Raw genomic sequence first — 26,199 nt, 5'->3', positions numbered from 1 at the left:
GCATCTCTTTTGCGTGGTTTCTCTTGCTTGCTCAAAAGTCTAGACCCCCTTCCCGTGCTCCTTCAGCCAAAGCTTTAACCCGACCATGATAGAGATAACCGCCACGATCGAACACAACTACTTTGTGTCCTTTATCAATCGCGCGTTTTGCAATCATCTCACCAACAATACGTGCCGCTTCAACCGTTCCACCATTCACACCTTTAGCTTGGAACTCCTTATCCAGGGTGGACGCAGAAGCGATCGTGTGACCCACGGTGTCATCGATCAATTGTGCATAAATGTTGTTGGAAGAGCGGAACACGTTCAGACGTGGACGCTCAGCCGTACCAAACAACCGTTTGCGTACACGCAGATGGCGTTTTTTCCGTTTCTTATTGCGATCTTCCTTGCGAATCACGGTCTAGCTCACTCCCTTCTAGTTAGGCGATTCGATTACTTACCAGTTTTACCTTCTTTACGGCGAATAACTTCATCGCTGTATTTAATCCCTTTGCCTTTGTATGGCTCAGGCTCACGAATCTTGCGGATGTTAGCGGCCATTTCGCCGACTTTTTGCTTGTCAATCCCTTTAACTACGATCTGGGTTTGAGATGGTACATCCAACTCAATCCCTTCGAGCGGTGTCACTTCCACTGGGTGGGAGTAACCTACGTTCAACACCAGATTGCTTCCTTTCTTGGAAGCCCGGTATCCGACACCTACCAACTCAAGTGTTTTGGAGAATCCATTGGATACACCTTCAACCATGTTTGCAATCAAGCTGCGGGTGGTTCCATGGAGTGCACGGTGTGTGCGATGATCGCTTGGACGTTCCACGATCAATTCATTGTTCTCCAACTTGATGGCGATATCGGAATGGAAGTCGCGGGTCAGTGTACCTTTCGGACCTTTCACCGTTACCTTGCCGCCCTCGACTTTCACTTCAACGCCAGCTGGAATAACAACTGGTTTTTTTCCGATACGGGACATTCCGTTCACCTCCATCCGTTAGCCAAATTACCAGATATAAGCGAGTACTTCTCCGCCCACTTTGTTTTGGCGAGCTTCTTTGTCAGTCAAGATGCCTTTGTTCGTAGACAAAATGGCAATACCCAAACCACGCAATACACGTGGAATTTCATTAGATTTTACATAAACACGCAAACCGGGTTTGCTGATCCGTTTCAGCCCGGTAATTACTTTTTCGTTGTTCTGACCGTACTTCAGGAAGATGCGGATAATACCTTGCTTGTTATCTTCGATATATTCAGCATCGCGAATAAATCCTTCACGTTTCAGGATTTCAGCAATCTCCCGTTTTATACGAGACGCAGGGAACTCAACGCTCTCATGGCGAACCATGTTGGCGTTACGAATTCTAGTCAGCATATCTGCAATCGGGTCAGTCATCACCATGCGAAACCCTCCTTCCTATCATCATTACCAGCTTGCTTTTTTAACGCCGGGAATCTGCCCTTTGTAGGCCAACTCACGGAAGCAGATACGACACAGCTTAAACTTGCGCAATACGGAATGTGGACGACCACAACGTTCGCAACGGGTGTAAGCGCGCACTGCAAATTTCGGCTCACGCTTAGCCTTTACGATCATCGACTTCTTGGCCAAGTGATTCCCTCCTTTAATCGTATTTTTAATCCCGTTCGTGACTACTTGCGGAATGGCATACCCATTTGGGTAAGCAGTTCACGAGCTTCTTCATCGGTATTGGCCGTTGTCACGATCACAACGTCCATACCGCGAACTTTATCCACTTTATCGTATGCGATTTCCGGGAAGATCAGCTGTTCTTTCAGACCAAGGGTGTAGTTCCCACGGCCGTCAAACGCTTTTGGGGAAACCCCGCGGAAGTCGCGTACGCGTGGCAGAGCGATGTTCATCAATTTGTCCAAGAAGTGATACATCCGCTCACCACGAAGAGTTACTTTCACACCGATCGGCATGCCTTCACGAAGCTTGAAGCCAGCGATCGATTTTTTCGCACGGGTGATGATTGGCTTTTGACCAGCGATCAACGTCAGGTCTTCTACCGCTCCATCCAACACTTTCGCGTTGGCTACAGCTTCACCCACACCCATGTTGATGACCACTTTCTCAACTTTTGGCACTTGCATAGTAGATTTGTAGTTGAACTTTTTCATGAGGTTGGGAGCAACCTCGTTCAGGTACATCTCTTTCAGACGTGCTGCCACTTTGTGTACCTCCCTTCCTTAAACATTACTTGTCAAGAATTTCGCCAGACTTTTTGGCTACGCGAACTTTTTTCTTCTCACCGTTCTTGCCTTCAACGAATTTGTAACCAATACGAGTCGGTTCTTTCGTTTTTGGATCCTCGATCATCAAATTGGAAACATGGATTGGCGCTTCCTTTTCGATGATGCCACCTTGAGGATTGGCTTGAGTCGGGCGGGAATGCTTCTTCACCATGTTCACACCTTCGACTACCACGCGGTTCTCTTTCGGGAGAACTTTGATCACGCGACCGCGGGTGTAAACCTTTTTGCCGTTTTCAAAGTACGGCGCTTCCTTGCCGCGCATTACGATAACCATATCGCCTTTTTTGATGTGCATGTCTTAAGCACCTCCTTGCATACTGAAGTGGTACCAGCCAAAAAGAACTTTATATTACAGTACTTCCGGTGCCAAAGATACGATTTTCATGAAATCGCGATCACGCAGCTCACGGGCAACAGGTCCAAAGATACGAGTTCCACGTGGGCTTTTATCTTCTTTGATAACAACCGCCGCGTTTTCATCAAAACGGATGTAGGAACCATCTGGACGGCGAGACGGACGAACCGTACGTACCACCACGCACTTCACTACATCACCCTTCTTGACAACGCCACCGGGTGTAGCTTGTTTTACAGAAGCCACGATGATGTCACCGATACCAGCAGTGGACTTTTTGGAGCCACCCAATACACGGATGCACATAACTTCTTTCGCACCAGAGTTGTCAGCGACACGAAGACGTGTTTGAGGTTGGATCATGGTTTTCCCTCCTTCCCGCGTCATTCACGCGTGTCTCAAGTTAGATGATCACTGCTTCTTCAACGACTTCTACCAAACGAAAACGCTTATCTTTGGAAAGCGGACGAGTTTCCATGATTTTTACTACATCGCCGATTTTCGCTTGGTTGTGCTCGTCATGAGCTTTGAATTTTTTCGTGTATTTCACACGCTTACCGTACAGTGGATGTTTCTTATAGGTCTCAACAGCGACAACAATCGTTTTATCCATTTTATCGCTGACCACTTTGCCGACACGTACTTTACGGCGAGTTGTACGCTCGTTCATCCCTGTTTCCTCCTTTCGATTCCCAGTTCGCGCTCCCGCAGAACGGTTTTAGCACGGGCAATCGCCTTGCGAACTTGGCCAATCCGAGCAGGGTTTTCCAATTGCCCAGTGGCCGACTGGAAGCGGAGGTTGAACAGTTCTTCCTTGTACTGTGCGAGCTTTTGCTCAATCTCGGCGGTGGTCAACTCTACTAATTCTTTTGCTTTCATTCGTTACCACCCGCTTCTTCACGTTTTACGAACTTCGTTTTCACCGGCAACTTCATTGCCGCCAGACGCATTGCTTCACGAGCTGTTTCTTCCGGTACTCCGGCCAACTCAAACATGATGCGACCTGGTTTTACGACCGCTACCCATTTTTCAGGAGAACCTTTACCGCTACCCATCCGAACCTCAAGCGGCTTTTGGGTGATCGGTTGATCCGGGAAGATCTTGATCCATACTTTACCACCCCGTTTGATGTAACGGGTCATGGCGATACGGGCAGCTTCGATTTGACGGTTCGTAATCCAAGCTGGCTCAAGTGCTTGCAATCCGTACTCGCCGAATGCGACTTCCGTACCGCCTTTTGCCTTCCCTTTCAGGCTCGGACGATGCGGACGGCGGTATTTCACACGTTTAGGCATCAACATAGATTACTCGCCTCCTTCCGCTGCTCCTTTATTTTTGGTTGGCAAAACCTCACCACGGTATACCCACACTTTCACACCAATCCGACCATAAGTGGTGTGCGCTTCTGCAAAACCATAGTCGATGTCAGCGCGCAGGGTGTGAAGTGGTACCGTTCCTTCGCTATAACCTTCGCTACGGGCGATGTCCGCTCCACCCAAACGTCCGCTTACCATCGTGCGGATCCCTTTTGCTCCAGCACGCAAGGAACGTTGAATCGCTTGTTTCATCGCACGGCGGAAAGAAACGCGACGCTCCAATTGTTGCGCGATGCTTTCTGCAACCAGATATGCATCAAGCTCTGGATTTTTGATTTCGTTAATGTTGATGTGAACTTTCTTGTTGGTCAGTTTCGCAAGCTGTTGGCGCAATGCTTCAACTTCCGAACCACCTTTACCGATAACCATCCCTGGCTTCGCGGTGTGGATGCTGATGTTTACGCGGTTGGCTGCGCGCTCAATCTCAACAGTGGAAACCGCTGCGTCTTTCAGCTTGTTTTTCACGAATTCACGGATCTTAATGTCTTCGTGTAATAAATCAGCATAGTCTTTGTCAGCGTACCATTTGGATTCCCAGTCGCGAATCACCCCGACACGCAGACCAACTGGATTTACCTTTTGACCCACAGCTTCATCCCTCCTTGTTCAATAGTTGATTACTTTTCGCTCACAACCACGGTGATGTGGCTGGTGCGTTTGTTAATGCGGCTCGCACGTCCCATAGCACGAGGCATGTAACGCTTCAGTGTTGGACCTTCGTCAACAAACGCTTTCGCTACAACCAGACGGCTGGTGTCCATGTTAAAGTTGTGCTCAGCATTTGCCACAGCAGAAGCGAGTACTTTCTCGATAATCGGAGATGCTGCGCGAGGAGTGAATTTTAAAATCGCGATGGCTTCTTCCACGGACTTACCGCGGATCAAGTCCATTACCAGGCGCGCTTTGCGTGGAGCGATGCGCACATAACGTGCAACAGCTTTAGCTTCCATGTTGTAACCCCCCTCTCTTCAACAAGACCTCTACCGTCTTTTCGTTTTCTTGTCATCAGCGGCGTGACCTTTGTAGGTGCGGGTTGGAACGAACTCACCCAACTTGTGACCTACCATGTCTTCAGTCACGAATACAGGAACATGTTTGCGACCATCATGTACTGCGAAAGTGTGACCGATGAAGTCAGGGAAAATGGTAGAACGGCGAGACCAGGTTTTGATCACTCGCTTTTCACCTTTTTCATTCAGTTCTTCAACCTTTTTAATCAGGTGCGCATCTACAAATGGTCCTTTTTTCAAGCTGCGGCCCATGTAATTAACCTCCCTTCGAGTGAGGCTTTCTCCCAGCCTAGATTACTTCTTGCGACGACGGATAATATATTTGTCAGATGCTTTGTTTTTCTTGCGGGTTTTGTAACCAAGCGTTGGTTTGCCCCATGGGGTCATCGGAGACTTGCGTCCGATTGGCGCGCGACCTTCACCACCACCGTGTGGATGGTCTACCGGGTTCATAACAGAACCGCGAACGGTCGGGCGCTTGCCTAACCAACGAGAACGTCCTGCTTTACCAATGGTGATAAGCTCATGATCCAGGTTACCTACTTGACCGATGGTCGCGCGGCACTCCAGGTTAATCATGCGGGTTTCACCAGAGGTCAGGCGGATGATTGCGTATTTGCCCTCTTTACCCAGAAGTTGTGCAGAAGCACCTGCTGCACGCACCAATTGTCCACCGCGGCCTGGTTTCATCTCAATGTTGTGGATAACGGTACCTACAGGAATGTTTTTCAGTGGCAGTGCGTTACCCACACGGATGTCAGCTTCCGGACCGGACATGATGGTGGTGCCGACTTTCAAGCCATGCGGAGCGAGAATGTAACGTTTTTCACCATCCGCATAATGAATCAGCGCGATGTTGGCAGAACGGTTTGGATCGTACTCGATTGTAGCGACCTTACCTGGGATGCCGTCTTTGTTGCGCTTGAAGTCAATAATACGGTATTTGCGTTTATGACCACCGCCTTGATGACGAACAGTCAACCGACCTTGGTTGTTGCGACCGGCTTTGCGCACCAGCGTAACAAGCAAGGATTTCTCCGGTTTGTCGGTGGTGATTTCTTCGAAAGAAGAAACGGTCATATGACGACGAGATGGAGTCGTTGGTCTAAAATGTTTTACAGCCATGCCTTTTTCCCTCCTTTTTGTTTAGGATAATTACACTTCAAAGATTTCGATCGGTTTGCTGTCGGCAGCCAATGTCACGATCGCTTTCTTTCTTTCGGCAGTACGTCCGGTGTAACGACCGTAGCGTTTCATTTTGCCTGGAACACGCATGGTGTTCACTTGGTCAACTTTCACACCGAAAATTTGCTCAATCGCTTTTTTCACTTCCACTTTGTTGGAACGAGGATCTACTTCAAATACGTATTTTCCTTGCTCCATCATGCCGGTGGAAGCTTCGGTGATGACCGGGCGACGGATAATATCGCGTGGGTCTTTCACTGGCCAAGCACCTCCTCAACGCGATTCACAGCTCCACGAGTGAGAATCAATTTGTCGTGATAGAGGACGTCCAGTACATTGACGCCATCAGCAGTGATGAGTTTCACTCCTGGGATGTTGCGTGCTGCGAGCACTGCGTTGTCTTCCAGGTTGTCAGTAACAACCAACGCTTTTCTTTCTACTCCCAGGTTTTTGAGCACTTGAACCATGTCACGGGTTTTTGGTTGCTCCAGTTTCAGTTCATCCAGTACAACCAATTGGCTGTCGATCACTTTGGAAGCGAGAGCCGATTTGATCGCCAAGCGACGAACCTTTTTAGGCAATTTGTATGCATAGGTGCGTGGAGTTGGACCAAATACCACACCACCGCCTACCCATTGCGGAGAACGAATGCTACCTTGACGCGCGCGTCCGGTACCTTTTTGTCTCCATGGTTTTCTACCACCGCCGCGAACAGCTGCACGGTTTTTCACAGCATGGGTGCCACGACGAAGCGATGCTTGTTGCATCACAACGGCATCATGCAATACGGCTTCATTTGGGGTGATGCCGAAAATGGCGTCTGCCAGTTCGATCTCTCCCACTTGTTTACCGCTCATGTCTAAGACTGTTACCTTTGGCATGGATGCTCCTCCTTTCTTTGATCGATCAATTAGCTGCCTTTGACAGCAGATTTGATTACAAGATAGCTATTTTTTGGCCCTGGTACTGCACCTTTGATCAGGAGCAAGTTTTTCTCTGCGTCAACGCGTACGATTTGCAGGTTTTGCGTCGTTACGCGCTCTCCGCCCATGCGTCCTGGCAGGGTTTGGCCTTTAAATACACGTGCCGGGGCAATCGCACCCAAGGAACCAGGACCACGATGATAACGGGAACCGTGGCTCATTGGCCCGCGGGATTGGTTGTGGCGTTTGATCGCACCAGCAAAGCCTTTCCCTTTGGAAGTACCGGTTACATCCACCAGCTCTCCCTCAGAGAAGATGTCGGCTTTAACTACTGCGCCCAATTCATAGTCAGCCAAGTTTACACCGCGGAATTCTTTGATGAATTTTTGCGCCGCCGCGTTTGCTTTTTTGGCATGACCCAATTCCGGTTTGTTCGCACGATGCTCTTTCTTCTCTTCAAAACCGAGCTGAATTGCTTCGTAACCATCATTGGCGATATCTTTCTTTTGCAACACTACGCATGGACCCGCTTCAACAACGGTAACGGGAATAACCACGCCATCTTCGTTGAAGATTTGCGTCATCCCGATCTTTTTACCGAGAATCCCTTTCACTTTGTACACCTCCTACCACTCTAAAGTCAGGATTACAATTTGATTTCAATATCAACACCGGACGGCAAATCCAGTCGCATCAGCGCGTCAACGGTTTGTTGCGTTGGATTCACGATGTCGATGAGGCGTTTATGAGTGCGCATTTCGAATTGCTCACGAGAGTCTTTATATTTGTGAACCGCACGCAAAATCGTGTAAACCGTTTTTTCGGTCGGCAACGGAATCGGACCAGATACGCTGGCTCCGGTGCGCTTAGCGGTATCAACGATTTTCACCGCGGATTGATCCAGCACACGGTGATCGTAAGCCTTTAAACGAATGCGAATCTTTTGTTTTGCCATTGGTAACCCTCCTTCTCGCCCATTTTATTAAATGAACTTCTCCGCGAAAATTTCCCGCCCGGCCATGGCAAAGGGGCCGGGTGTGTCGGCAACCTTTCGCATCATCGCGTTCATGACAACATTCAAGATTATAATGAAAAACAGAGGCTTATGCAAGCTTTTTTCTTTGATTTTGCCGAAACGACACATAAGGAAGTACTTGCCGCCACTTGAAATCCTCTCATGAACACGACGAACTTACAATATTTTACTAGATTGACGCCCCGCTTGCAAGTCATACCTTAAGTCTCCACTACATAGACATCCATAACCATGACAGCTGAAAAAAAAGCCATATATGACAACAGAGACCAACATCCCTGTGCTCCCCCATCCTACACGCGATGAGAGATACAAATGAAAAAGCTGCTAACCCCATAGGGTTAACAGCTTTTATCTGGTTTAGGCGAAATTACTCGATGATAGCGGTAACTGCGCCAGCACCTACGGTACGTCCACCTTCACGGATAGCGAAGCGGGTACCGTCTTCGATCGCGATCGGAGCGATCAGTTCTACTTCCATTTCGATGTTGTCGCCAGGCATGCACATTTCAACGCCTTCTGGCAGTTTGATGATGCCGGTTACGTCAGTCGTACGGAAGTAGAATTGCGGACGGTAGTTGGAGAAGAATGGGGTGTGACGTCCGCCCTCTTCTTTGGACAATACGTAAACTTGAGCTTTAAATTTGGTGTGTGGTTTTACGCTGCCTGGTTTGGACAGTACTTGACCACGTTGGATGTCTTTACGCTCAATACCACGCAGCAGGGCACCGATGTTGTCACCAGCTTGAGCGGATTCGAGCAGTTTGCGGAACATCTCAACACCAGTACATACGGTTTTGCGGGTTTCGCCAAGACCTACGATCTCAACTTCGTCACCCACTTTAACTACACCGCGTTCTACACGACCGGTAGCAACCGTACCACGACCAGTAATGGTGAATACGTCCTCTACCGGCATCAGGAAGCTTTTGTCGGTGTCGCGCTCTGGTTCTGGGATGTACTCGTCTACAGCGTTCATCAGTTCGATGATTTTTTGAGCCCATTCACCAGTTGGATCTTCCAGAGCTTTCAGAGCGGAACCAGCAACTACTGGGATGTCGTCGCCTGGGAATTCGTACTCGGACAGAAGTTCGCGTACTTCCATTTCTACCAGTTCCAGCAACTCTTCGTCGTCAACCATGTCGCATTTGTTCAAGAACACAACGATGTATGGAACGCCTACCTGACGGGAGAGCAAGATGTGTTCACGAGTTTGCGGCATTGGGCCGTCAGCAGCGGATACTACCAGGATCGCGCCGTCCATTTGCGCAGCACCGGTGATCATGTTTTTCACGTAGTCAGCGTGACCTGGGCAGTCAACGTGAGCATAGTGACGTTTGTCGGTTTCATACTCCACGTGTGCGGTGGAGATGGTGATACCGCGCTCTCTTTCTTCTGGAGCTTTGTCGATTTGGTCATAAGCGGTCGCTTCTGCGCCACCTTTTTGTGCCAATACCGTGGTAATAGCAGCGGTCAGAGTGGTTTTACCATGGTCAACGTGACCGATGGTACCAATGTTTACGTGAGGTTTTGTACGCTCAAACTTGGCTTTTGCCATGACTAGGTATCCTCCCTTTACTCATGAAACTAAGTATTATTGTAATAGATATTTGAAAATCCGGGAAGCGGAAAGTTCCCGCTTCACCAGTTTCTCAACCCTTAGAACAAATGGAATTACTCGCCGGAACGCTTCTTCACGATCTCGTCAGCGATGTTGCGCGGTACTTCTTCATAGTGGTCAAACACCATGGAGAACACACCGCGGCCTTGGGTGCGGGAACGCAAGTTACTTACATAACCAAACATTTCCGCCAAAGGCACCATCGCACGAATCACTTGAGCGCCACCGCGTGCTTCCATGCCCTCTACACGACCGCGACGGGAGTTGATGTCACCCATCACGTCACCCATGTAGTCTTCTGGTACCGTGACTTCCACTTTCATCATCGGCTCCAGGAGAACTGGGTTACACTTAGATTTGGCAGCTTTGAGGGCCATCGAACCAGCAATTTTGAACGCCATCTCGGAGGAGTCCACATCGTGGTAAGAACCGTCCACAATGGTCGCGCGAACGTCAACCAACGGGAATCCAGCCAAGACACCGTTTTGCATGGCTTCTTCGATACCTGCTTGAACCGCTGGGATGTATTCTTTCGGAACCACACCACCGACGATTTTGTTGACAAATTCGAAGCCAGCGCCTTCTTCCAATGGTTCGAACTCGATCCATACGTGACCGTATTGACCACGACCACCAGACTGACGAACAAATTTCCCTTCCACCTTCGCAGCAGAGCGGAAAGTTTCTTTGTAAGCAACCTGTGGTGCACCAACGTTGGCTTCCACTTTAAACTCGCGTTTCAAGCGGTCAACAATGATCTCCAGGTGCAACTCACCCATACCAGCGATGATCGTTTGGCCAGTCTCTTCATCGGTCCAAGTTTTGAAAGTCGGGTCCTCTTCAGCCAATTTGGTGAGAGCCAGACCCATTTTGTCTTGGTCCGCTTTCGATTTTGGCTCAATAGCGATCTTGATTACCGGTTCTGGGAACTCCATGGACTCAAGAATGATCGGATTCTTTTCGTCACTGAGGGTTTCACCCGTGGTGGTATCTTTCAAGCCTACTGCAGCGGCGATGTCACCGGCGTAAACTTTGGAGATCTCTTCACGGTGGTTCGCGTGCATTTGCAGGATCCGACCGATCCGCTCACGCTTCCCTTTGGTGGTGTTCATCACATAGGAGCCGGATTCAAGCGTACCCGAGTAAACGCGGAAGAAGGTCAACTTCCCTACGTACGGGTCCGTCATTACTTTGAACGCCAGAGCGGCAAACGGCTCTTCGTCGCTCGATTGACGCACAACTTCCGTACCGTCCGGCAAGGTGCCTTGGATCGCCGGTACATCCAGCGGAGAAGGCAGGTACGCGACTACTGCGTCGAGGAGTGGTTGCACCCCTTTGTTCTTGTAAGAAGAACCGCAGAGAACCGGAGTGATTTTCACTTCACAGGTACCTTTGCGAAGTGTGGAGACAATTTCCTCTTCGGTGAGTTCTTCACCTTCGAGGTATTTCATCATCAGCTCTTCATCCAGCTCAGCCACAGCTTCTACCAGATTGTTGCGGTATTCTTCCGCTTTGTCCGCGTATTCTGCTGGAATCTCGCGAGCTTCCGAAGTGGTACCCAAATCGTCGGTGTAAATGATCGCTTTCATGGTGATAAGGTCAATTACACCTTCGAAAGTTTCTTCAGAGCCGATTGGAATTTGGATCGGTACAGCATTTGCGCCAAGACGCTCACGCATTTGCTCTACCGCACCGTAGAAATCGGCACCGAGAATATCCATTTTGTTGACATACGCAATACGCGGTACGCCATAACGGTCAGCTTGACGCCATACCGTTTCAGATTGTGGCTCTACGCCACCTTTTGCACAAAAAACACCTACTGCCCCGTCTAATACACGGAGGGAACGCTCTACCTCAACGGTAAAATCAACGTGGCCTGGAGTGTCGATGATGTTGACACGATGACCTTTCCACTGAGCGGTGGTCGCTGCGGATGTAATGGTGATTCCGCGCTCTTGCTCTTGCTCCATCCAGTCCATGGTGGCCGCACCTTCATGCGTCTCACCAATTTTGTGTACGCGACCGGTGTAGAACAGGATACGCTCAGTGGTAGTCGTTTTACCAGCGTCGATGTGAGCCATGATCCCAATGTTACGTGTATTTTGCAAGGAGAATTCGCGTGCCATCGGAAATTTCTCCCTTCATATTGGAAAGAATGTTGTTTACCAGCGATAGTGAGCAAATGCACGGTTGGCTTCTGCCATACGGTGCGTATCTTCTTTCTTCTTCACGGCTGCACCGGTATTGTTCGCTGCATCCATGATCTCGTTAGCCAAACGCTCTTCCATGGTTTTTTCACCGCGCAGACGAGCGTAGCTTACCAACCAACGGAGACCAAGGCTGGTGCGACGTTCTGGTTTCACCTCTACTGGTACTTGGTAGTTGGCACCACCCACACGGCGAGCTTTAACCTCCAGTACAGGCATTACGTTTTTCAGTGCTTGTTCAAACACTTCCATCGGATCGTTACCGGAACGTTCGCGAATGATATCGAATGCATTGTACAAAATGCGTTGTGCAGTGCCTTTCTTACCGTCATACATCAAGCGGTTGATGAGACGGGTCACCAGCTTGCTGTTGTAAATCGGATCTGGCAGTGCATCCCGACGAGCTACTGGGCCTTTACGTGGCATGCTTCTCCCTCCTTTTCCTCGTTGTTCTATGCTGAATCAGTTGCATTATTTCTTAGGACGTTTCGCTCCGTATTTGGAACGTGCTTGGTTACGGTTAGCTACCCCTGCGGTGTCAAGCGCACCACGAACGATGTGGTAACGAACCCCTGGCAAGTCTTTTACACGACCACCACGGATCAACACAACACTGTGCTCTTGCAGGTTGTGGCCGATACCCGGGATGTATGCGGTAACCTCCGTACCGTTGGTCAAACGAACACGCGCATATTTACGCAAAGCGGAGTTAGGTTTTTTAGGAGTCATGGTGCCCACACGAGTGCAAACACCGCGTTTTTGCGGAGCGCTTTGTGGCACAACCTCTTTCTTCATGGTGTTGTAGGTGTACTGCAACGCCGGAGATTTGGACTTCTTGATTTTAGCTTTGCGACCTTTGCGCACGAGCTGGTTCATTGTTGGCATGACTGGCACCCCCTTCTGAGTTTGGTTATATCTCTTCAAGACCACAGAACCAGGTGTTTCATCTGTGGCCGAAAAAAATCGGAACGACGAGACTTTTTATGAAAGTTGATCACGCCCACCATCGTGGGACGCGATCAACGATAATTTTCTGTCGCTCACAATCATTTTAAAACCGCTGCCGTCGCAGCGCCCACTTCAATGCCGCAAGCTTTGCCAAGTTGCTTCATTGATTCAACGTGGATGACATGAATGCCGCGATCCTTGCAAAGCTTCAGGATCGGGTAAATGATTTGCGGATCCGCATCATCTGCAACAAGTACTTCGAGCGCTCGGCCTTGCTCAATGGCCTTCTTCGTTTGCTTGGTGCCGATCGTTAACGATTCTGCTTGTATCACTTTTTCATAAGACATTGAATCGCCCTCCAAAGTGAATAATTCCCAAGCACACGAAGATATATTAACATCTCGCCTGGGCAAAGTCAACAATTAACTCTACTTAACAAGCATCGTCTCTTTGCCGGCTTGGTCCGATTCAGTTTTTTCACCAACAATCTCATACGTTTGGTTGCGATAGCGGGAAATACCGGTTCCAGCGGGAATCAGCTTCCCGATGATGACGTTCTCCTTCAGACCCAAGAGCCCATCCAATTTGCCCTTGATCGCCGCATCGGTCAAGACCCGTGTGGTTTCTTGGAACGATGCCGCTGACAGGTAAGACTCTGTTTCCAACGAAGCCTTGGTGATCCCCAACAGGACAGGGCGGGCAACAGCCGCATCTCCGCCGTTCAACAGCACTTTGCGGTTAGCCGCTTCATATTCGTGAATGTCGACGACTGCGCCCGGCAACAAATCGGTCGTACCCGCATCGGTAATCCGTACCTTGCGCATCATCTGCCGAATCATCACTTCTACGTGCTTGTCGTTAATTTCCACCCCTTGCAGGCGGTAAACCTTCTGCACTTCTTGGAGGATGTAGCGTTGCACGCCAGCCACTCCTTTAATGCGCAGAAGCTCTTTCGGGTCAACAGAACCCTCTGTCAACTCGTCACCAGCGTTGACATAATCTCCGACTGAAACACGCAGGCGGGAACCATATGGGACGGGATGAATTTTGGACTCCACGTCTCCTTTGATCTCGATTTCACGACGGTCTTTGGTTTCACGAATGTCGACAACTTCCCCGGCAATCTCGCTGATCACCGCTTGCCCCTTCGGATTGCGCGCTTCAAACAGCTCCTGAATCCGCGGCAAACCTTGGGTGATGTCGTCACCCGCAACCCCACCGGTGTGGAAGGTACGCATCGTCAGCTGGGTACCAGGCTCACCAATCGACTGTGCGGCGATAATGCCGACAGCTTCGCCGATTTCCACCGGTGTGCCCAAGGCCAAGTTGCGGCCGTAGCATTTTTTGCAAACACCGTGTTTGGTGCGACAGGTAAGAACCGAGCGAATCGTAACTTCTTTCAGACCTGCTTCGACGATTTTGTTAGCGATCTCTTCGTCGATCATCTCATTGATGCCGACAATAACTTCACCTGTTTCCGGATGGCGAACCGTTTGGAAAGCAAACCGTCCTACAAGACGATCATATAAGTTTTCAATCACTTCGTTTCCATCAGCGATCGCACTTACAGTCATTCCCCGGTCGGTGCCGCAATCTTCTTCACGTACGATCACATCTTGCGCCACGTCTACCAGACGGCGGGTCAAGTAACCCGAGTCAGCCGTTCTCAGCGCGGTATCCGCCAAACCTTTTCGCGCACCGTGGGTGGAGATGAAGTACTCCAATACGGTCAACCCTTCACGGAAGTTGGTACGGATCGGTTGCTCGATAATCCGTCCGGATGGGTTGGCCATCAGACCCCGCATCCCTGCCAACTGGGTGATCTGGGACACGTTACCCCGCGCACCAGAATGCGCCATCATGTAAATCGGGTTATATTTACCCATGTTTTCCATGAGCACTTTCGTGATCTGATCCTTCGAGCGGCTCCAGATGGAGATGACGCGCTCGTACCGTTCGTCTTCGGTAATCAAACCACGGCGGTATTGCTTCATCACTTTGGCGACATCCTCTTCCGCTTGCGCCAAGATCGCTTTCTTTTCCTCCGGCACATTTACGTCAGAGACTGACATCGTGATCCCCGCTTTGGTAGAGAACTTATAGCCAAGTTCTTTCACCCGGTCGAGGATTTCCGACGTAGTGGTCGTACCGAAACGGCGGAAGCACTCTGCGATCACCGCACCCAAATCCTTTTTGGTCAGGGCGCCCGGATCATCCATCTTACTGATAAATTCGCGGACATTCACGCCTTTTTCAAAGATGAAGTATTTATCCGGAGTGCTTACAAAGTTCTTTTTGCCCGGTTCGCAGATGTATGGGAACTCTTCGGGGAAGATCTCGTTGAAGATCAGCTTACCCGGAGTCGTCACCAACAAGCTATTTTTCTGCGCTTCAGTGAAAGAGGTTTTCTTCACATTGCGCGCTGGAATGGCAATGCGGGAATGCAGGCTGACGTAACCATGCTGGTAAGCGTTGATGGCTTCGGAGATCGAATAAAAGATCGAGCCTTCCCCTTTTTCGCCAGCCTTCTCGATGGTCAAGTAGTAGCAACCCAATACCATATCCTGAGACGGGGTTACAACCGGCTTACCGTCTTTCGGGTTCAAGATGTTTTGTGCCGCCAGCATCAACAGGCGAGCTTCCGCTTGCGCCTCTGCAGATAGTGGTACGTGCACAGCCATTTGGTCTCCGTCGAAGTCAGCGTTATACGCCGTACATACGAGCGGATGGAGACGAATGGCGCGCCCTTCTACGAGAATCGGCTCAAATGCTTGAATTCCCAAACGGTGAAGCGTGGGCGCCCGGTTGAGGAGCACAGGATGCTCCTTGATCACTTCTTCCAACACATCCCACACTTCGGGGTGAACGCGCTCCACTTTGCGTTTGGCGCTCTTAATGTTGTGCGCGAGCCCTTTCGCCACCAACTCTTTCATCACAAACGGCTTAAACAGTTCCAGCGCCATTTCTTTTGGCAAACCGCATTGGTACATTTTCAGATACGGGCCGACAACGATAACGGAACGGCCAGAGTAGTCAACACGTTTCCCAAGCAGGTTTTGCCGGAAACGGCCCTGCTTCCCTTTCAGCATGTGGGAGAGAGACTTGAGTGGGCGATTCCCCGGCCCGGTAACCGGACGACCGCGACGACCGTTATCGATCAGCGCGTCAACCGCTTCTTGCAACATCCGTTTTTCGTTTTGCACGATGATATCCGGTGCACCCAAGTCGAGCAGGCGTTTTAACCGGTTGTTACGGTTGATCACACGGCGGTAAAGATCGTTCAAGTCGGATGTGGCAAAACGGCCACCATCCAATTGCACCATCGGCCGCAACTCCGGCGGAATAACCGGCAACACATCAAGAATCATCCAATCCGGAGAATTGCCGGAAGCACGGAAGGCTTCCAACACTTCCAAGCGCTTGATTGCGCGGTTGCGCCGTTGCCCTTGCGCCGTCTGCAACTCTTCTTTCAGGCTTTCTACCTCTTTGTCGAGGTCGATCTCTTGCAACAGACGCTTAATCGCTTCCGCACCCATCATCGCCGTAAAGGCGGTACCGTATTTTTCACGATAAGCGCGGAATTCTTTTTCAGACAGGAGCTGTTTCTTCTCCAACGGGGTCGGACCCGGGTCCACAACCACATAGGAGGCGAAATAAATAACTTCCTCCAATGAGCGGGGAGACATGTCCAATACAAGACCCATTCGGCTCGGAATCCCTTTGAAATACCAGATATGGGATACCGGTGCAGCCAACTCAATATGGCCCATCCGTTCACGACGCACTTTGGCACGGGTCACTTCCACGCCGCATCGGTCACAGACTACCCCTTTGTAACGAACGCGTTTGTATTTACCGCAGTGACACTCCCAATCTTTGGTCGGTCCAAAGATCTTCTCACAGAACAAACCTTCTTTTTCCGGTTTGAGCGTGCGATAATTGATTGTTTCCGGCTTTTTAACCTCACCGCGAGACCAAGAGCGGATTTTTTCAGGAGAGGCGAGGCCGATTTTCATATACTCAAAGTTGTTTACATCCAACATTGGGCGATTCCTCCCTCAGGATTCATCCCGTTGCATGCACAGGGGCGCGCATCACGCCCCCTGCATGCGACGATCAAGAGTTTGAGTGAGCAGTATCCTCCTCAAGCAGATCAAAACCGAGCTTATCACTTGCCGATTCCTCATCCTCATCCAATTCACGCATCTCAATTTCTTGCTCGTCTTCGGAAAGGATCTTCACATCCATACCCAAGCTTTGCAACTCTTTGATCAATACCTTGAATGATTCAGGCACTCCCGGCTCCGGCACGTTTTCACCTTTGACAATGGACTCGTAGGTTTTTACGCGGCCGACAACGTCGTCTGATTTGACCGTGAGAATCTCTTGCAGTGTGTGCGCGGCACCATATGCTTCCAGCGCCCACACCTCCATCTCACCAAACCGTTGTCCACCAAATTGCGCTTTACCACCGAGCGGTTGCTGGGTAACCAAGGAGTAAGGACCTGTGGAACGCGCGTGAATTTTGTCATCAACCATGTGCGCCAGTTTGATCATGTACATGACCCCAACGGTGACGCGATTTTCAAACGGCTCTCCCGTGCGTCCATCATAAAGAATCGTTTTGCCGTCTTCATCCAAGCCAGCTTCTTTCAACGTTTCAAACACATCGTTTTCAGTTGCCCCGTCAAAGACTGGCGTAGCCATATGCAGGTTTAGTGCTTTGGCCGCCATGCCCAAGTGAACCTCAAGCACCTGACCGATATTCATCCGCGACGGAACACCCAGCGGGTTCAAGACAACTTGAACTGGCGTACCATCCGGCAAAAATGGCATGTCCTCTTCAGGCATGATCCGGGCAATAACCCCTTTGTTACCGTGGCGTCCAGCCATTTTGTCCCCTTCGGAGATTTTCCGTTTCTGTGCGATGTAGACGCGCACCAATTGATTCACACCTGGCGGCAACTCATCGCCGTTTTCACGGGTGAAGACTTTTACGTCTACGACGATTCCGTCTTGACCATGTGGCACACGGAGTGACGTATCGCGAACTTCCCGTGCTTTCTCACCGAAGATCGCGTGCAGCAGCCGTTCTTCCGCAGTCAGTTCGGTCACCCCTTTTGGCGTCACCTTCCCAACCAGGATATCTCCCGGCTTGATCTCTGCACCAACGCGAATAATTCCGCGCTCATCGAGGTTTTTGAGGGCATCTTCACCCACGTTTGGAATGTCGCGGGTAATTTCTTCCGGCCCCAGCTTGGTGTCTCTCGCTTCACTTTCCAACTTCTCAATGTGAATCGAGGTATAGACGTCTTCCTTCACCAATTTCTCGCTCAGCAAAATGGCATCCTCGTAGTTGTAACCTTCCCAAGTCATGAAGGCTACCACAACGTTGCGTCCCAATGCCATTTCCCCTTGCTCGGTGGATGGACCATCCGCCAGGACATCGCCCACTTTTACTTTTTCCCCCGTGCGGACAACCGGCCGTTGGTTGATGCAAGTGCCTTGGTTGGAACGAGAGAACTTGGTGAGCTTGTATTTATCAATGTCCCCTTCAATCAGGCGACCGTCAATTTCTTGCTCTTGCCGTACCCAAATTTCGTCCGCGGATACACGGACAACCGTACCCGGCCGTTTCGCACGAACCATCACGCCAGAGTCACGCGCAGCCACGTGTTCCATACCCGTTCCAATGAACGGCGCTTCCGGTCTCAACAACGGCACCGCTTGCCGCTGCATGTTTGAACCCATCAGCGCGCGGTTGGAGTCGTCGTTCTCCAAGAAGGGGATGCATGCCGTAGCCACGGACACAACCTGTTTAGGCGAAACGTCCATATAATCCACTCGGTCGCGAGGGACGTTGATAATCTCCGAACGGTGGCGGACCGTCACCATATCATCGGCGAAAGTGTTGTCTTCATTAAGTGGTGCGTTAGCCTGCGCCACATAGTAGTTGTCCTCTTCATCCGCCGTGAGGAAATCAATCCGATCCGTCACCTGACCCGTATCGGGATCAACGTGACGATAGGGGGTTTCGATAAAGCCATACTCATTGACACGCGCAAACGTCGACAAGGAGTTGATCAAACCGATGTTCGGACCCTCAGGAGTTTCGATCGGACACATCCGACCATAGTGTGAGTGGTGAACGTCACGCACTTCAAACCCAGCGCGCTCCCGGGTCAAACCACCAGGACCAAGCGCCGACAGACGGCGTTTGTGAGTCAGCTCAGCCAACGGGTTGGTTTGGTCCATGAACTGAGACAACTGGCTGCTACCGAAAAACTCTTTAATTGCCGCGATGACCGGACGAATATTGATCAACGCTTGCGGTGTAATCGCGTTGGCGTCTTGAATCGACATCCGTTCGCGCACTACCCGCTCCATCCGTGACAAACCGATACGGAACTGGTTTTGCAACAGTTCTCCTACAGAACGCAGACGCCGGTTGCCCAAATGGTCGATATCATCCGTGCTTCCCACTCCGTACAACAAATTGACGAAATAGCTGATCGAAGCGATGATGTCGGATGGGGTAATATGTTTGATCTCATCAGACACTTCTGCGTTGGAGATCACTTTGGTCACTTTGCTCTCATCATTGGGCGCAAAGATGTGCACAGCTTGCAACGAGATCGGTCCATCATCGGGAACGCCTCCACGCACTTTGTACTCCTTGCGGCCAAATGCCTTCTCGCCTGTCAGATACGGAAGGAGTTTGTCCAGGACGCGGCGTTCCAGCACCGTCCCAGCTTCAGCCAAGATCTCACCTGTTTCCGGATTTACGACAGGCTCAGCCAGCTTCTGGTTGAGCAAACGATTTTTGATGTGCAGTTTTTTATTAATTTTATAACGTCCCACAGCTGCCAAATCATAGCGCTTCGGATCGAAGAACCGTGCGTATAAGAGGCTGCGAGCGTTTTCCGCTGTTGGCGGCTCGCCTGGACGCAAACGTTCGTAGATTTCAATCAGTGCTTTTTCAGTATTTCCTGTGTTGTCTTTGTCCAGGGTGTTACGAATGTATTCGTCATCCCCCAGCAAATCGATGATTTCCGCATCGCTACTAAAACCAAGCGCACGTAACAGAACCGTCACAGGAATCTTGCGCGTACGGTCGATGCGAACATATATAATATCTTTGGCGTCGGTTTCAAACTCCAGCCACGCACCGCGGTTAGGGATCACCGTCGCCGTGTAAGTTGTTTTCCCGTTCTTGTCCGCTTTCGTGTTATAATACACACTAGGTGAACGCACCAACTGGCTGACGATTACGCGTTCCGCGCCATTGATGATAAAGGTACCCGTTTCGGTCATGAGCGGGAAGTCGCCCATAAAGACTTCTTGCTCTTTTACTTCGCCCGTCTCTTTGTTGATGAGGCGCACTTTGACACGAAGCGGTGCAGCAAAGGTCACCTGATGATCTTTCGCCTCTTCAACGGTGTATTTTGGTTCACCCAGGCTATAGTCGATAAACTCCAGCACAAGGTTACCGGTAAAATCCTCGATTGGCGAAATATCGCGGAACATTTCTCGTAAACCAACATCAAGGAACCAGTCATAAGACTTTTGCTGAATCTCAATCAGATTCGGCAGCTCGAGAACCTCATTAATGCGAGCATAGCTACGACGTTGCCGACGACCACATGGGATCATTTTACCAGCCAAACAAACTCCCCCCTCGCATCCAGTCGAAAGCCGCTCAATATTAGCGACTAATCACGGTAAAAAAAGAAAATGAGTGAATACGCAACCTCATTTTACCTAGAAGCAGTCTATTTACCTATTTTATCCAGCCCGATATGTGATTAAACAGGCTGGTTGACCACACATACCAAAAAAAACCAGCCTCAAAAGTTGAGACTTTCTGCAATTTAAAACACTATCACAAGCGGATACTGAAGTCAATGCCCTTGTGCGCAAATAATCCAATACCCTTTCTTTTGCTCAACCACATCCACATCTTGAAAATATGATGTCAACTCTTTTTTTGCAGAAGCAGCACCTTGTTGTTTGCGAATCACAATCCATAGTGATCCATCTGGAACCAACGCGTCTGCCGCTTCGCGAAACAAACGATATATCGTCTCTTTTCCAGTGCGGATCGGCGGATTGAACAAAATGCAGTCAAACTGTTGGCCATGAATCGCTGAAAAACCATCGCTTTTCAAGACTTGCACCATGCCATCTACACGATTTCTTCGCGCGTTTTGTTCAGCGAGCTTAACCGCCCGTTCATTCACATCAACCATGACCACTGTAGTCTGGGGTACCGCTTTGGCGATGGCTATTCCTATCGCTCCATAACCGCAACCAAGATCTAGCACACGGGAACCCGGCTCAATTTGCGCCGTTTCCACCAGAAGTCGACTACCAAAGTCAACCCCTTTTTTGGAAAAAACGCCAGCGTCCGTATGAAAACGCAAAGAATGCCCGCGCAGTTCGGCCATCACTTCCCGCTCTTCGCTTTTGGCCAGTGGATTCGCTGAAAAGTAGTGTTCACTCACGGTACATAACCCCTTCCACAGCATTACCCGGTCATGCGTACATGTTAAAGCAAGGCAAAACCCAATTCATCTGTCGTGCCAGTACAAGGGAGAGTTACGTAGTGCCAAAGGAGCATTGCCTCCTTAGCCTGCACAAAACCACCCTTACAATAAAAGAGACCCGCCGACCGACGACGGCGGGTCCGGCCGGAGTCAAGCTTATTACTTGATTTCCACAGATGCACCGGCTTCTTCGAGTTCTGCTTTGATTTTTTCTGCTTCTTCTTTGGATACGCCTTCTTTGATTGGAGCAGGAGTTCCGTCAACCAGCGCTTTTGCTTCTTTCAGGCCCAGGCCAGTGATGCCACGAACCACTTTGATAACGTTGATTTTGGAGCTACCAGCGCTTGCCAGGATTACATCGAATTCGGTTTTCTCTTCAGCAGCTTCTCCGCCACCTGCTACGTTACCCATTACAACCGGAGCCGCAGCAGTTACGCCGAATTCTTCTTCGATTGCTTTTACCAAGTCGTTCAGTTCGAGAACGCTCATACCTTTAATCGCTTCAATGATTTGTTCTTTCGTCATGAAAGGAAACCTCCCTATATACAGATCTAGTAATTTTTCAAATGCCGTTCGATTTACTCAAGCAGCATTACGCTTCTTGTGCTTCGCCAGCTTCTCCGTCTTTGTCAGCAACTGCTTTAACAGCAAGCGCGAAGTTGCGCATCGGTGCTTGCAGTACGCTGAGAAGCATGGACAAGAGACCTTCGCGGCTTGGCAGCTCAGCCAGCGCCTTAATCTCATCAAGGCTTACTGCTTTGCCTTCTACGATACCGCCCTTGATTTCCAGCTCTTTGTTGGTCTTTGCAAATTTGTAAAGCACTTTAGCTGGAGCAACGACATCCTCATAGCTGAAAGCGACTGCGGATGGGCCGGTCAGGTGCTGGTTCAAATCTTCCATTCCCACTTGCTCAGCAGCACGGCGGGTCAAGGTATTTTTCAGAACCTGCATCTCTACGCCAGCTTCACGCAACTCTTTACGCAGCTCGTTCATTTGTTTTACGTTCAAACCGCGATAGTCAGCTACGATGGTTGTTTTACTGCGGGTCAGTTTATCCGCGATTTCTTTAACAATTACTTTTTTCTGCTCGATTGCTTTGGACATGCGGTACACCTCCTCATCAGGAGTTTTTGAAGAAATAAGAAAAAGCCTCCGCAGGCAGTCGAAGGCTAGGCTTTGTCATAGACAACAGCGCAAGCTCCTCGGCAGGATATTAAGCGGATCAGTCCGCACCTACTGTCTACGGTAGCTTCTTATTCGATTTTAAACAGCGATTACATGTTACCCAACCTCGCTGCAAAAGTCAAGCGTTATTAACGACCGGACAAACGTTGCGCGTTTACAGCTACGCCAGGACCCATGGTGGAAGAAACGGTAACGCTCTTCATGTAGGTACCTTTTGCAGCAGCCGGTTTTGCTTTCACCAATGCTTCAGCAAGTGCAAGCAAGTTTTCTTCCAGTTTCTCAACCGGGAAGGAAACTTTACCAATTGCGGCATGCACGTTGCCGGCCTTGTCAGCACGGTACTCAATTTTACCCGCTTTGATCTCGTTTACGGCTTTAGCTACTTCAAAAGTAACCGTACCCGTTTTCGGGTTTGGCATGAGGCCTTTCGGACCGAGAGTCCGTCCCAGACGGCCCACTTGACCCATCATGTCAGGAGTAGCCACAACAACGTCAAATTCAAACCAACCTTGGGCTACTTTGTTGATGAGGTCCTCATCTCCTACGAAATCCGCACCAGCGGCTTCCGCCTCTTTTGCCTTTTCACCTTTCGCGAATACGAGAACGCGTTTGGTTTTTCCCGTGCCGTGAGGAAGTACAACAGCACCTCTCACTTGTTGATCTGCCTTCTTGGTATCAATACCCAAGCGGAAAGCAGCTTCCACGGTTTCGTCAAATTTAGCGACAGAAATTTCTTTCACGAGCGCCAAAGCTTCTTTGGGCTCATAGACTTTGTCACGATCTACTTTTTTGATCGCTTCCAAGTATTTTTTACCATGTTTTGCCACCGACAGTTCCTCCTTTCGTGGTCGTAGCGGAAGATCCTCCCACAAGCCTCACTCTACTCGTGGCAGAGTAGGCAGGCTTTCTATTAGTCTTCGATTACGATGCCCATGCTACGCGCGGTTCCTTCGATCATACGCATAGCCGCTTCCACGCTTGCAGCGTTTAAGTCAGGCATTTTCAACTCGGCGATCTCACGCACTTTGTCGCGCTTCACGGTCGCCACTTTCTTTTTGTTCGGTTCACCGGAACCGGACTCAATCCCGGCTGCTTTTTTCAGAAGTACAGCAGCTGGCGGGGTTTTAGTGATGAAGGTAAAAGAACGGTCTTCAAAAACCGTGATTTCTACCGGAATAATCAAACCGGCTTGATCAGCAGTGCGGGCATTGAACTCTTTACAGAATCCCATGATGTTCACACCAGCTTGACCGAGCGCCGGACCTACTGGCGGTGCTGGATTAGCTTTACCAGCGGGAATTTGCAGCTTGACCACTTTAATCACTTTTTTGGCCACGCTAACCAACCTCCTTCAAACATGTGGTTTTCTCGGGTATTACCCTCCCACGGAAAGGCAAGCTCCCTCTTCTCCTAACGGGCTTGCGCTCGCCCCAAAGATGGGGGTAACAAACAAAAATACTTTATCACAACATGGCGCAAAACAAAAGTTTTTTGCCAGATTAAATTTTTTCCACTTGGAAGAAGTCCAATTCTACAGGCGTTTCACGGCCAAACATGTTGACCATGACTTTGAGTTTCGAACGGTTCATGTCGATCTCTTCGATCCGGCCGACAAAATTGGCGAAAGGCCCTTCTTTCACCTTTACTGTCTCAGCAACTTCAAAGTCGACGGTAGCTTTGGACTCATCCATACCCATTTGGCGCAGAATCGCGACAACCTCATCCGGCAAAAGGGGGGTTGGTTTTGAACCCGCCCCTGATGAACCGACGAAACCGGTTACCCCAGGCGTGTTCCGCACGACATACCACGAGTCATCGGTCATGATCATCTCTACCAGCACATAACCCGGAAAGACCTTACGCATGACGGATTTTTTCTTACCGTCCTTATGCTCGATCTCCTCTTCCATCGGAACGAGGACACGAAAAATCTTGTCCTGCATATCCATCGAGTGGACCCGCTTTTCCAGGTTGGTTTTCACCTTGTTCTCGTAGCCAGAATACGTGTGAACCACATACCAATTCTTTTCCATGCTCACCAGGGCCTAAAGCCCTGTACCCCCCTTATGATTCATTCCACCTATTTCGTAATCAAGCGAACCAATTGCAAGATCCCTTGATCGATAATGAAGAAAAAGAGCGCCAATACCAGCACTGTCAAGACGACAACCATTGTGTAGTTCACCATCTCTTGCCGGTTTGGCCAGCGCACTTTTTTCAACTCTTGGACGCTACCACGGAAGAAGCCAGACGTGCCTGAAACACTTTTCTTGATTCCGCGTCCGATGTTTGCGAGAAAAGCTGCCATGGCTGTCACCCCCATCTTGATATCAAGCGTTCAAACCCAGCCGCTTATTTCGTTTCGCGATGTGCTGTATGCGCATTGCAACGCGGACAAAACTTCTTCAGCTCCATGCGATCTGGATGCTTCCGTTTGTTTTTGGTCAGCGCGTAGTTGCGTTCACGACATACCGTGCAAGCCAATGTGATATTCACCCGCATGCCGACACCTCCTCTATTTGTTAATCACCGTTCGAGTGGATTTTATTATAGAAAATACCCAAATTACATTAACATACCCCTGACTTCCTGTCAATGTGAAACCCTCTGCCAATTCATTATTGACAACTTCTACCCCGTTTCATAACCATTTCTTTCCTCCATTTGGGTCAACGAAGGTTTTTTATCGACAAACAACATTCTTCATTCATACCACAACTTTTTATATCCTTAAAAAAGGAGAATGATGATTTTTGTCGAATTAAACAAAAAACAGGTGATTACACCTGTTTTAAAGGGCCTGCAACCCATTGATTTCTTTTTGTTTTATAGAGAGATTTCCCGTACTTCCAGATATCTCTCCAGTTTGCGCTTTACTCGTTGCAACGCATTGTCGATTGACTTAACGTGTCGATTTAAGTCGACAGCGATCTCCTGATAAGATCGGCCATCGAGGTACAGCATCAAAACTTTGCGTTCCAAATCACTTAGAATTTTCGATATTTTATCTTCAATATCGTTATACTCTTCTTGGCTAATGTATATTTCTTCTGGGTTTGATAGACTGCCTGGAATCTTGTCTAACAATGTCCGATCTGTGTCATCATCGTATGCGGGCTTGTCCAAAGATACATATGAGTTAAGTGGAATGTGCTTCTGACGAGTGGCTGTTTTGATTGCTGTGATGATTTGGCGCGTTATGCACAATTCGGCAAATGCTTTGAAGGAAGCCAGCTTGTCTCCTTTAAAATCCCGAATCGCTTTGAATAAGCCAATCATCCCTTCCTGAACAATGTCTTCATGATCGGCTCCGATCAAGAAGTAGGATCTCGCTTTCGCTCTGACAAAATTTTTGTACTTATTAATCAAATATTCAAGCGCTTGATGATCACCTACACGTACGCCATAAACCAGCTCTTCGTCGGCCATTGTCTTGTAGTCAACCTCGTTGTCGTAAACGACAGAATTACTGGATTGAAGTTCTACGCTCACCACTTTCCCTCCCGACCAAGTAGCCTATAAACCCA

The 26,199-nt window shown here is 49.5% G+C and carries 34 protein-coding genes and 1 other annotated feature; all 34 genes read right to left on the bottom strand.

Annotated elements, in window-relative coordinates:
* Positions 1-31 precede the first annotated feature (31 nt).
* The 34 genes from rplR to sigH all read right to left on the bottom strand — a co-directional run bounded on the left by rplR (position 32) and on the right by sigH (position 26,164).
* Positions 32-400 (bottom strand): 50S ribosomal protein L18, encoded by a 369-nt coding sequence (rplR, locus tag EDC32_RS14355; protein ID WP_022738883.1) that lies wholly within the window; start codon positions 398-400, stop codon positions 32-34.
* Between the two features lie 35 nt (positions 401-435).
* Positions 436-972, bottom strand: coding sequence for a 50S ribosomal protein L6 (gene rplF / locus EDC32_RS14350; RefSeq protein WP_022738882.1), 537 nt, complete (start codon positions 970-972; stop codon positions 436-438).
* Between the two features lie 27 nt (positions 973-999).
* Positions 1,000-1,398, bottom strand: coding sequence for a 30S ribosomal protein S8 (gene rpsH, locus EDC32_RS14345; protein ID WP_022738880.1), 399 nt, complete (start codon positions 1,396-1,398; stop codon positions 1,000-1,002).
* A gap of 24 nt (positions 1,399-1,422) precedes the next feature.
* The gene (locus tag EDC32_RS14340) at positions 1,423-1,608 is read right to left on the bottom strand and encodes a type Z 30S ribosomal protein S14 (protein WP_022738879.1); all 186 of its coding nucleotides are present in this window, start codon (positions 1,606-1,608) and stop codon (positions 1,423-1,425) included.
* A gap of 41 nt (positions 1,609-1,649) precedes the next feature.
* The gene (gene rplE / locus EDC32_RS14335) at positions 1,650-2,192 is read right to left on the bottom strand and encodes a 50S ribosomal protein L5 (RefSeq protein WP_022738878.1); all 543 of its coding nucleotides are present in this window, start codon (positions 2,190-2,192) and stop codon (positions 1,650-1,652) included.
* 25 nt (positions 2,193-2,217) lie between these two features.
* Entirely contained in the window at positions 2,218-2,571 is a 354-nt protein-coding gene (gene rplX / locus EDC32_RS14330; protein ID WP_022738877.1) for a 50S ribosomal protein L24, read from the bottom strand.
* A 54-nt stretch (positions 2,572-2,625) separates the two neighbouring features.
* A complete protein-coding gene (gene rplN, locus EDC32_RS14325; RefSeq protein WP_022738875.1) occupies positions 2,626-2,994 on the bottom strand; it encodes a 50S ribosomal protein L14 in 369 nt (122 codons plus the stop codon).
* A gap of 40 nt (positions 2,995-3,034) precedes the next feature.
* Entirely contained in the window at positions 3,035-3,301 is a 267-nt protein-coding gene (rpsQ, locus tag EDC32_RS14320) for a 30S ribosomal protein S17 (protein WP_022738874.1), read from the bottom strand.
* The gene (rpmC, locus tag EDC32_RS14315) at positions 3,298-3,510 is read right to left on the bottom strand and encodes a 50S ribosomal protein L29 (protein ID WP_022738873.1); all 213 of its coding nucleotides are present in this window, start codon (positions 3,508-3,510) and stop codon (positions 3,298-3,300) included. Before rpmC ends, rpsQ begins: the two co-directional genes overlap by 4 nt.
* Positions 3,507-3,932: a 50S ribosomal protein L16 gene (gene rplP / locus EDC32_RS14310; RefSeq protein WP_022738871.1), complete on the bottom strand. Its 426-nt coding sequence runs from the start codon at positions 3,930-3,932 to the stop codon at positions 3,507-3,509. Before rplP ends, rpmC begins: the two co-directional genes overlap by 4 nt.
* Positions 3,933-3,935: 3 nt before the next feature.
* A complete protein-coding gene (gene rpsC, locus EDC32_RS14305; RefSeq protein ID WP_022738870.1) occupies positions 3,936-4,595 on the bottom strand; it encodes a 30S ribosomal protein S3 in 660 nt (219 codons plus the stop codon).
* Between the two features lie 29 nt (positions 4,596-4,624).
* Complete coding sequence (rplV, locus tag EDC32_RS14300; protein WP_022738869.1) at positions 4,625-4,957, bottom strand: 50S ribosomal protein L22; 333 nt, start codon at positions 4,955-4,957, stop codon at positions 4,625-4,627.
* A gap of 30 nt (positions 4,958-4,987) precedes the next feature.
* Positions 4,988-5,269, bottom strand: a complete 282-nt coding sequence (gene rpsS, locus EDC32_RS14295; RefSeq protein WP_022738868.1) for a 30S ribosomal protein S19 — start codon at positions 5,267-5,269, stop codon at positions 4,988-4,990.
* Positions 5,270-5,311: 42 nt separating this feature from the next.
* Positions 5,312-6,142: a 50S ribosomal protein L2 gene (gene rplB / locus EDC32_RS14290; protein ID WP_022738866.1), complete on the bottom strand. Its 831-nt coding sequence runs from the start codon at positions 6,140-6,142 to the stop codon at positions 5,312-5,314.
* Between the two features lie 30 nt (positions 6,143-6,172).
* Entirely contained in the window at positions 6,173-6,460 is a 288-nt protein-coding gene (rplW, locus tag EDC32_RS14285; RefSeq protein WP_132223235.1) for a 50S ribosomal protein L23, read from the bottom strand.
* Entirely contained in the window at positions 6,457-7,083 is a 627-nt protein-coding gene (rplD, locus tag EDC32_RS14280) for a 50S ribosomal protein L4 (protein ID WP_022738864.1), read from the bottom strand. Before rplD ends, rplW begins: the two co-directional genes overlap by 4 nt.
* Positions 7,084-7,112: 29 nt before the next feature.
* Positions 7,113-7,739: a 50S ribosomal protein L3 gene (gene rplC / locus EDC32_RS14275; protein ID WP_022738863.1), complete on the bottom strand. Its 627-nt coding sequence runs from the start codon at positions 7,737-7,739 to the stop codon at positions 7,113-7,115.
* Positions 7,740-7,771: 32 nt separating this feature from the next.
* Positions 7,772-8,080: a 30S ribosomal protein S10 gene (gene rpsJ, locus EDC32_RS14270; protein WP_029072148.1), complete on the bottom strand. Its 309-nt coding sequence runs from the start codon at positions 8,078-8,080 to the stop codon at positions 7,772-7,774.
* 451 nt (positions 8,081-8,531) lie between these two features.
* Positions 8,532-9,719, bottom strand: coding sequence for an elongation factor Tu (tuf, locus tag EDC32_RS14265; protein ID WP_132223232.1), 1,188 nt, complete (start codon positions 9,717-9,719; stop codon positions 8,532-8,534).
* A gap of 116 nt (positions 9,720-9,835) precedes the next feature.
* Positions 9,836-11,911, bottom strand: a complete 2,076-nt coding sequence (fusA, locus tag EDC32_RS14260) for an elongation factor G (RefSeq protein ID WP_132223229.1) — start codon at positions 11,909-11,911, stop codon at positions 9,836-9,838.
* 36 nt (positions 11,912-11,947) lie between these two features.
* Positions 11,948-12,418, bottom strand: a complete 471-nt coding sequence (gene rpsG, locus EDC32_RS14255) for a 30S ribosomal protein S7 (protein WP_022738859.1) — start codon at positions 12,416-12,418, stop codon at positions 11,948-11,950.
* Positions 12,419-12,463: 45 nt separating this feature from the next.
* Entirely contained in the window at positions 12,464-12,877 is a 414-nt protein-coding gene (gene rpsL, locus EDC32_RS14250) for a 30S ribosomal protein S12 (protein ID WP_022738858.1), read from the bottom strand.
* 161 nt (positions 12,878-13,038) lie between these two features.
* Positions 13,039-13,287, bottom strand: a complete 249-nt coding sequence (locus tag EDC32_RS14245) for a 50S ribosomal protein L7ae-like protein (protein ID WP_022738856.1) — start codon at positions 13,285-13,287, stop codon at positions 13,039-13,041.
* Between the two features lie 81 nt (positions 13,288-13,368).
* Positions 13,369-16,983: a DNA-directed RNA polymerase subunit beta' gene (rpoC, locus tag EDC32_RS14240; protein WP_132223226.1), complete on the bottom strand. Its 3,615-nt coding sequence runs from the start codon at positions 16,981-16,983 to the stop codon at positions 13,369-13,371.
* A gap of 73 nt (positions 16,984-17,056) precedes the next feature.
* The gene (gene rpoB, locus EDC32_RS14235; RefSeq protein WP_425436578.1) at positions 17,057-20,593 is read right to left on the bottom strand and encodes a DNA-directed RNA polymerase subunit beta; all 3,537 of its coding nucleotides are present in this window, start codon (positions 20,591-20,593) and stop codon (positions 17,057-17,059) included.
* A gap of 248 nt (positions 20,594-20,841) precedes the next feature.
* A complete protein-coding gene (locus EDC32_RS14230) occupies positions 20,842-21,444 on the bottom strand; it encodes a class I SAM-dependent methyltransferase (protein WP_132223223.1) in 603 nt (200 codons plus the stop codon).
* Between the two features lie 201 nt (positions 21,445-21,645).
* A complete protein-coding gene (gene rplL, locus EDC32_RS14225) occupies positions 21,646-22,011 on the bottom strand; it encodes a 50S ribosomal protein L7/L12 (RefSeq protein WP_022738851.1) in 366 nt (121 codons plus the stop codon).
* A 67-nt stretch (positions 22,012-22,078) separates the two neighbouring features.
* Positions 22,079-22,591, bottom strand: a complete 513-nt coding sequence (gene rplJ / locus EDC32_RS14220; protein ID WP_054095561.1) for a 50S ribosomal protein L10 — start codon at positions 22,589-22,591, stop codon at positions 22,079-22,081.
* Between the two features lie 28 nt (positions 22,592-22,619).
* Positions 22,620-22,751 (bottom strand) — a sequence feature (ribosomal protein L10 leader region).
* Between the two features lie 49 nt (positions 22,752-22,800).
* Positions 22,801-23,499 (bottom strand): 50S ribosomal protein L1, encoded by a 699-nt coding sequence (gene rplA, locus EDC32_RS14215; RefSeq protein WP_022738849.1) that lies wholly within the window; start codon positions 23,497-23,499, stop codon positions 22,801-22,803.
* 83 nt (positions 23,500-23,582) lie between these two features.
* Positions 23,583-24,008, bottom strand: coding sequence for a 50S ribosomal protein L11 (gene rplK, locus EDC32_RS14210; RefSeq protein WP_022738848.1), 426 nt, complete (start codon positions 24,006-24,008; stop codon positions 23,583-23,585).
* A gap of 163 nt (positions 24,009-24,171) precedes the next feature.
* Positions 24,172-24,705, bottom strand: a complete 534-nt coding sequence (gene nusG / locus EDC32_RS14205) for a transcription termination/antitermination protein NusG (RefSeq protein ID WP_022738846.1) — start codon at positions 24,703-24,705, stop codon at positions 24,172-24,174.
* A 47-nt stretch (positions 24,706-24,752) separates the two neighbouring features.
* Entirely contained in the window at positions 24,753-24,980 is a 228-nt protein-coding gene (secE, locus tag EDC32_RS14200; protein WP_022738845.1) for a preprotein translocase subunit SecE, read from the bottom strand.
* Between the two features lie 44 nt (positions 24,981-25,024).
* Positions 25,025-25,174 carry a 50S ribosomal protein L33 gene (rpmG, locus tag EDC32_RS14195; protein ID WP_022738844.1) on the bottom strand — a complete coding sequence of 50 codons (150 nt, stop codon included), beginning with the start codon at positions 25,172-25,174 and terminating at the stop codon, positions 25,025-25,027.
* Positions 25,175-25,498: 324 nt separating this feature from the next.
* Positions 25,499-26,164 carry an RNA polymerase sporulation sigma factor SigH gene (gene sigH, locus EDC32_RS14190; RefSeq protein WP_022738842.1) on the bottom strand — a complete coding sequence of 222 codons (666 nt, stop codon included), beginning with the start codon at positions 26,162-26,164 and terminating at the stop codon, positions 25,499-25,501.
* Between the last annotated feature and the right edge of the window lie 35 nt (positions 26,165-26,199).

It is taken from the genome of Laceyella sacchari, from assembly GCF_004343255.1.
GTDB lineage: Bacteria > Bacillota > Bacilli > Thermoactinomycetales > Thermoactinomycetaceae > Laceyella > Laceyella sacchari.
The sequence above is the reverse complement of the archived record's forward strand: the minus strand, read 5'-3'. Positions and strand labels throughout refer to the sequence as shown.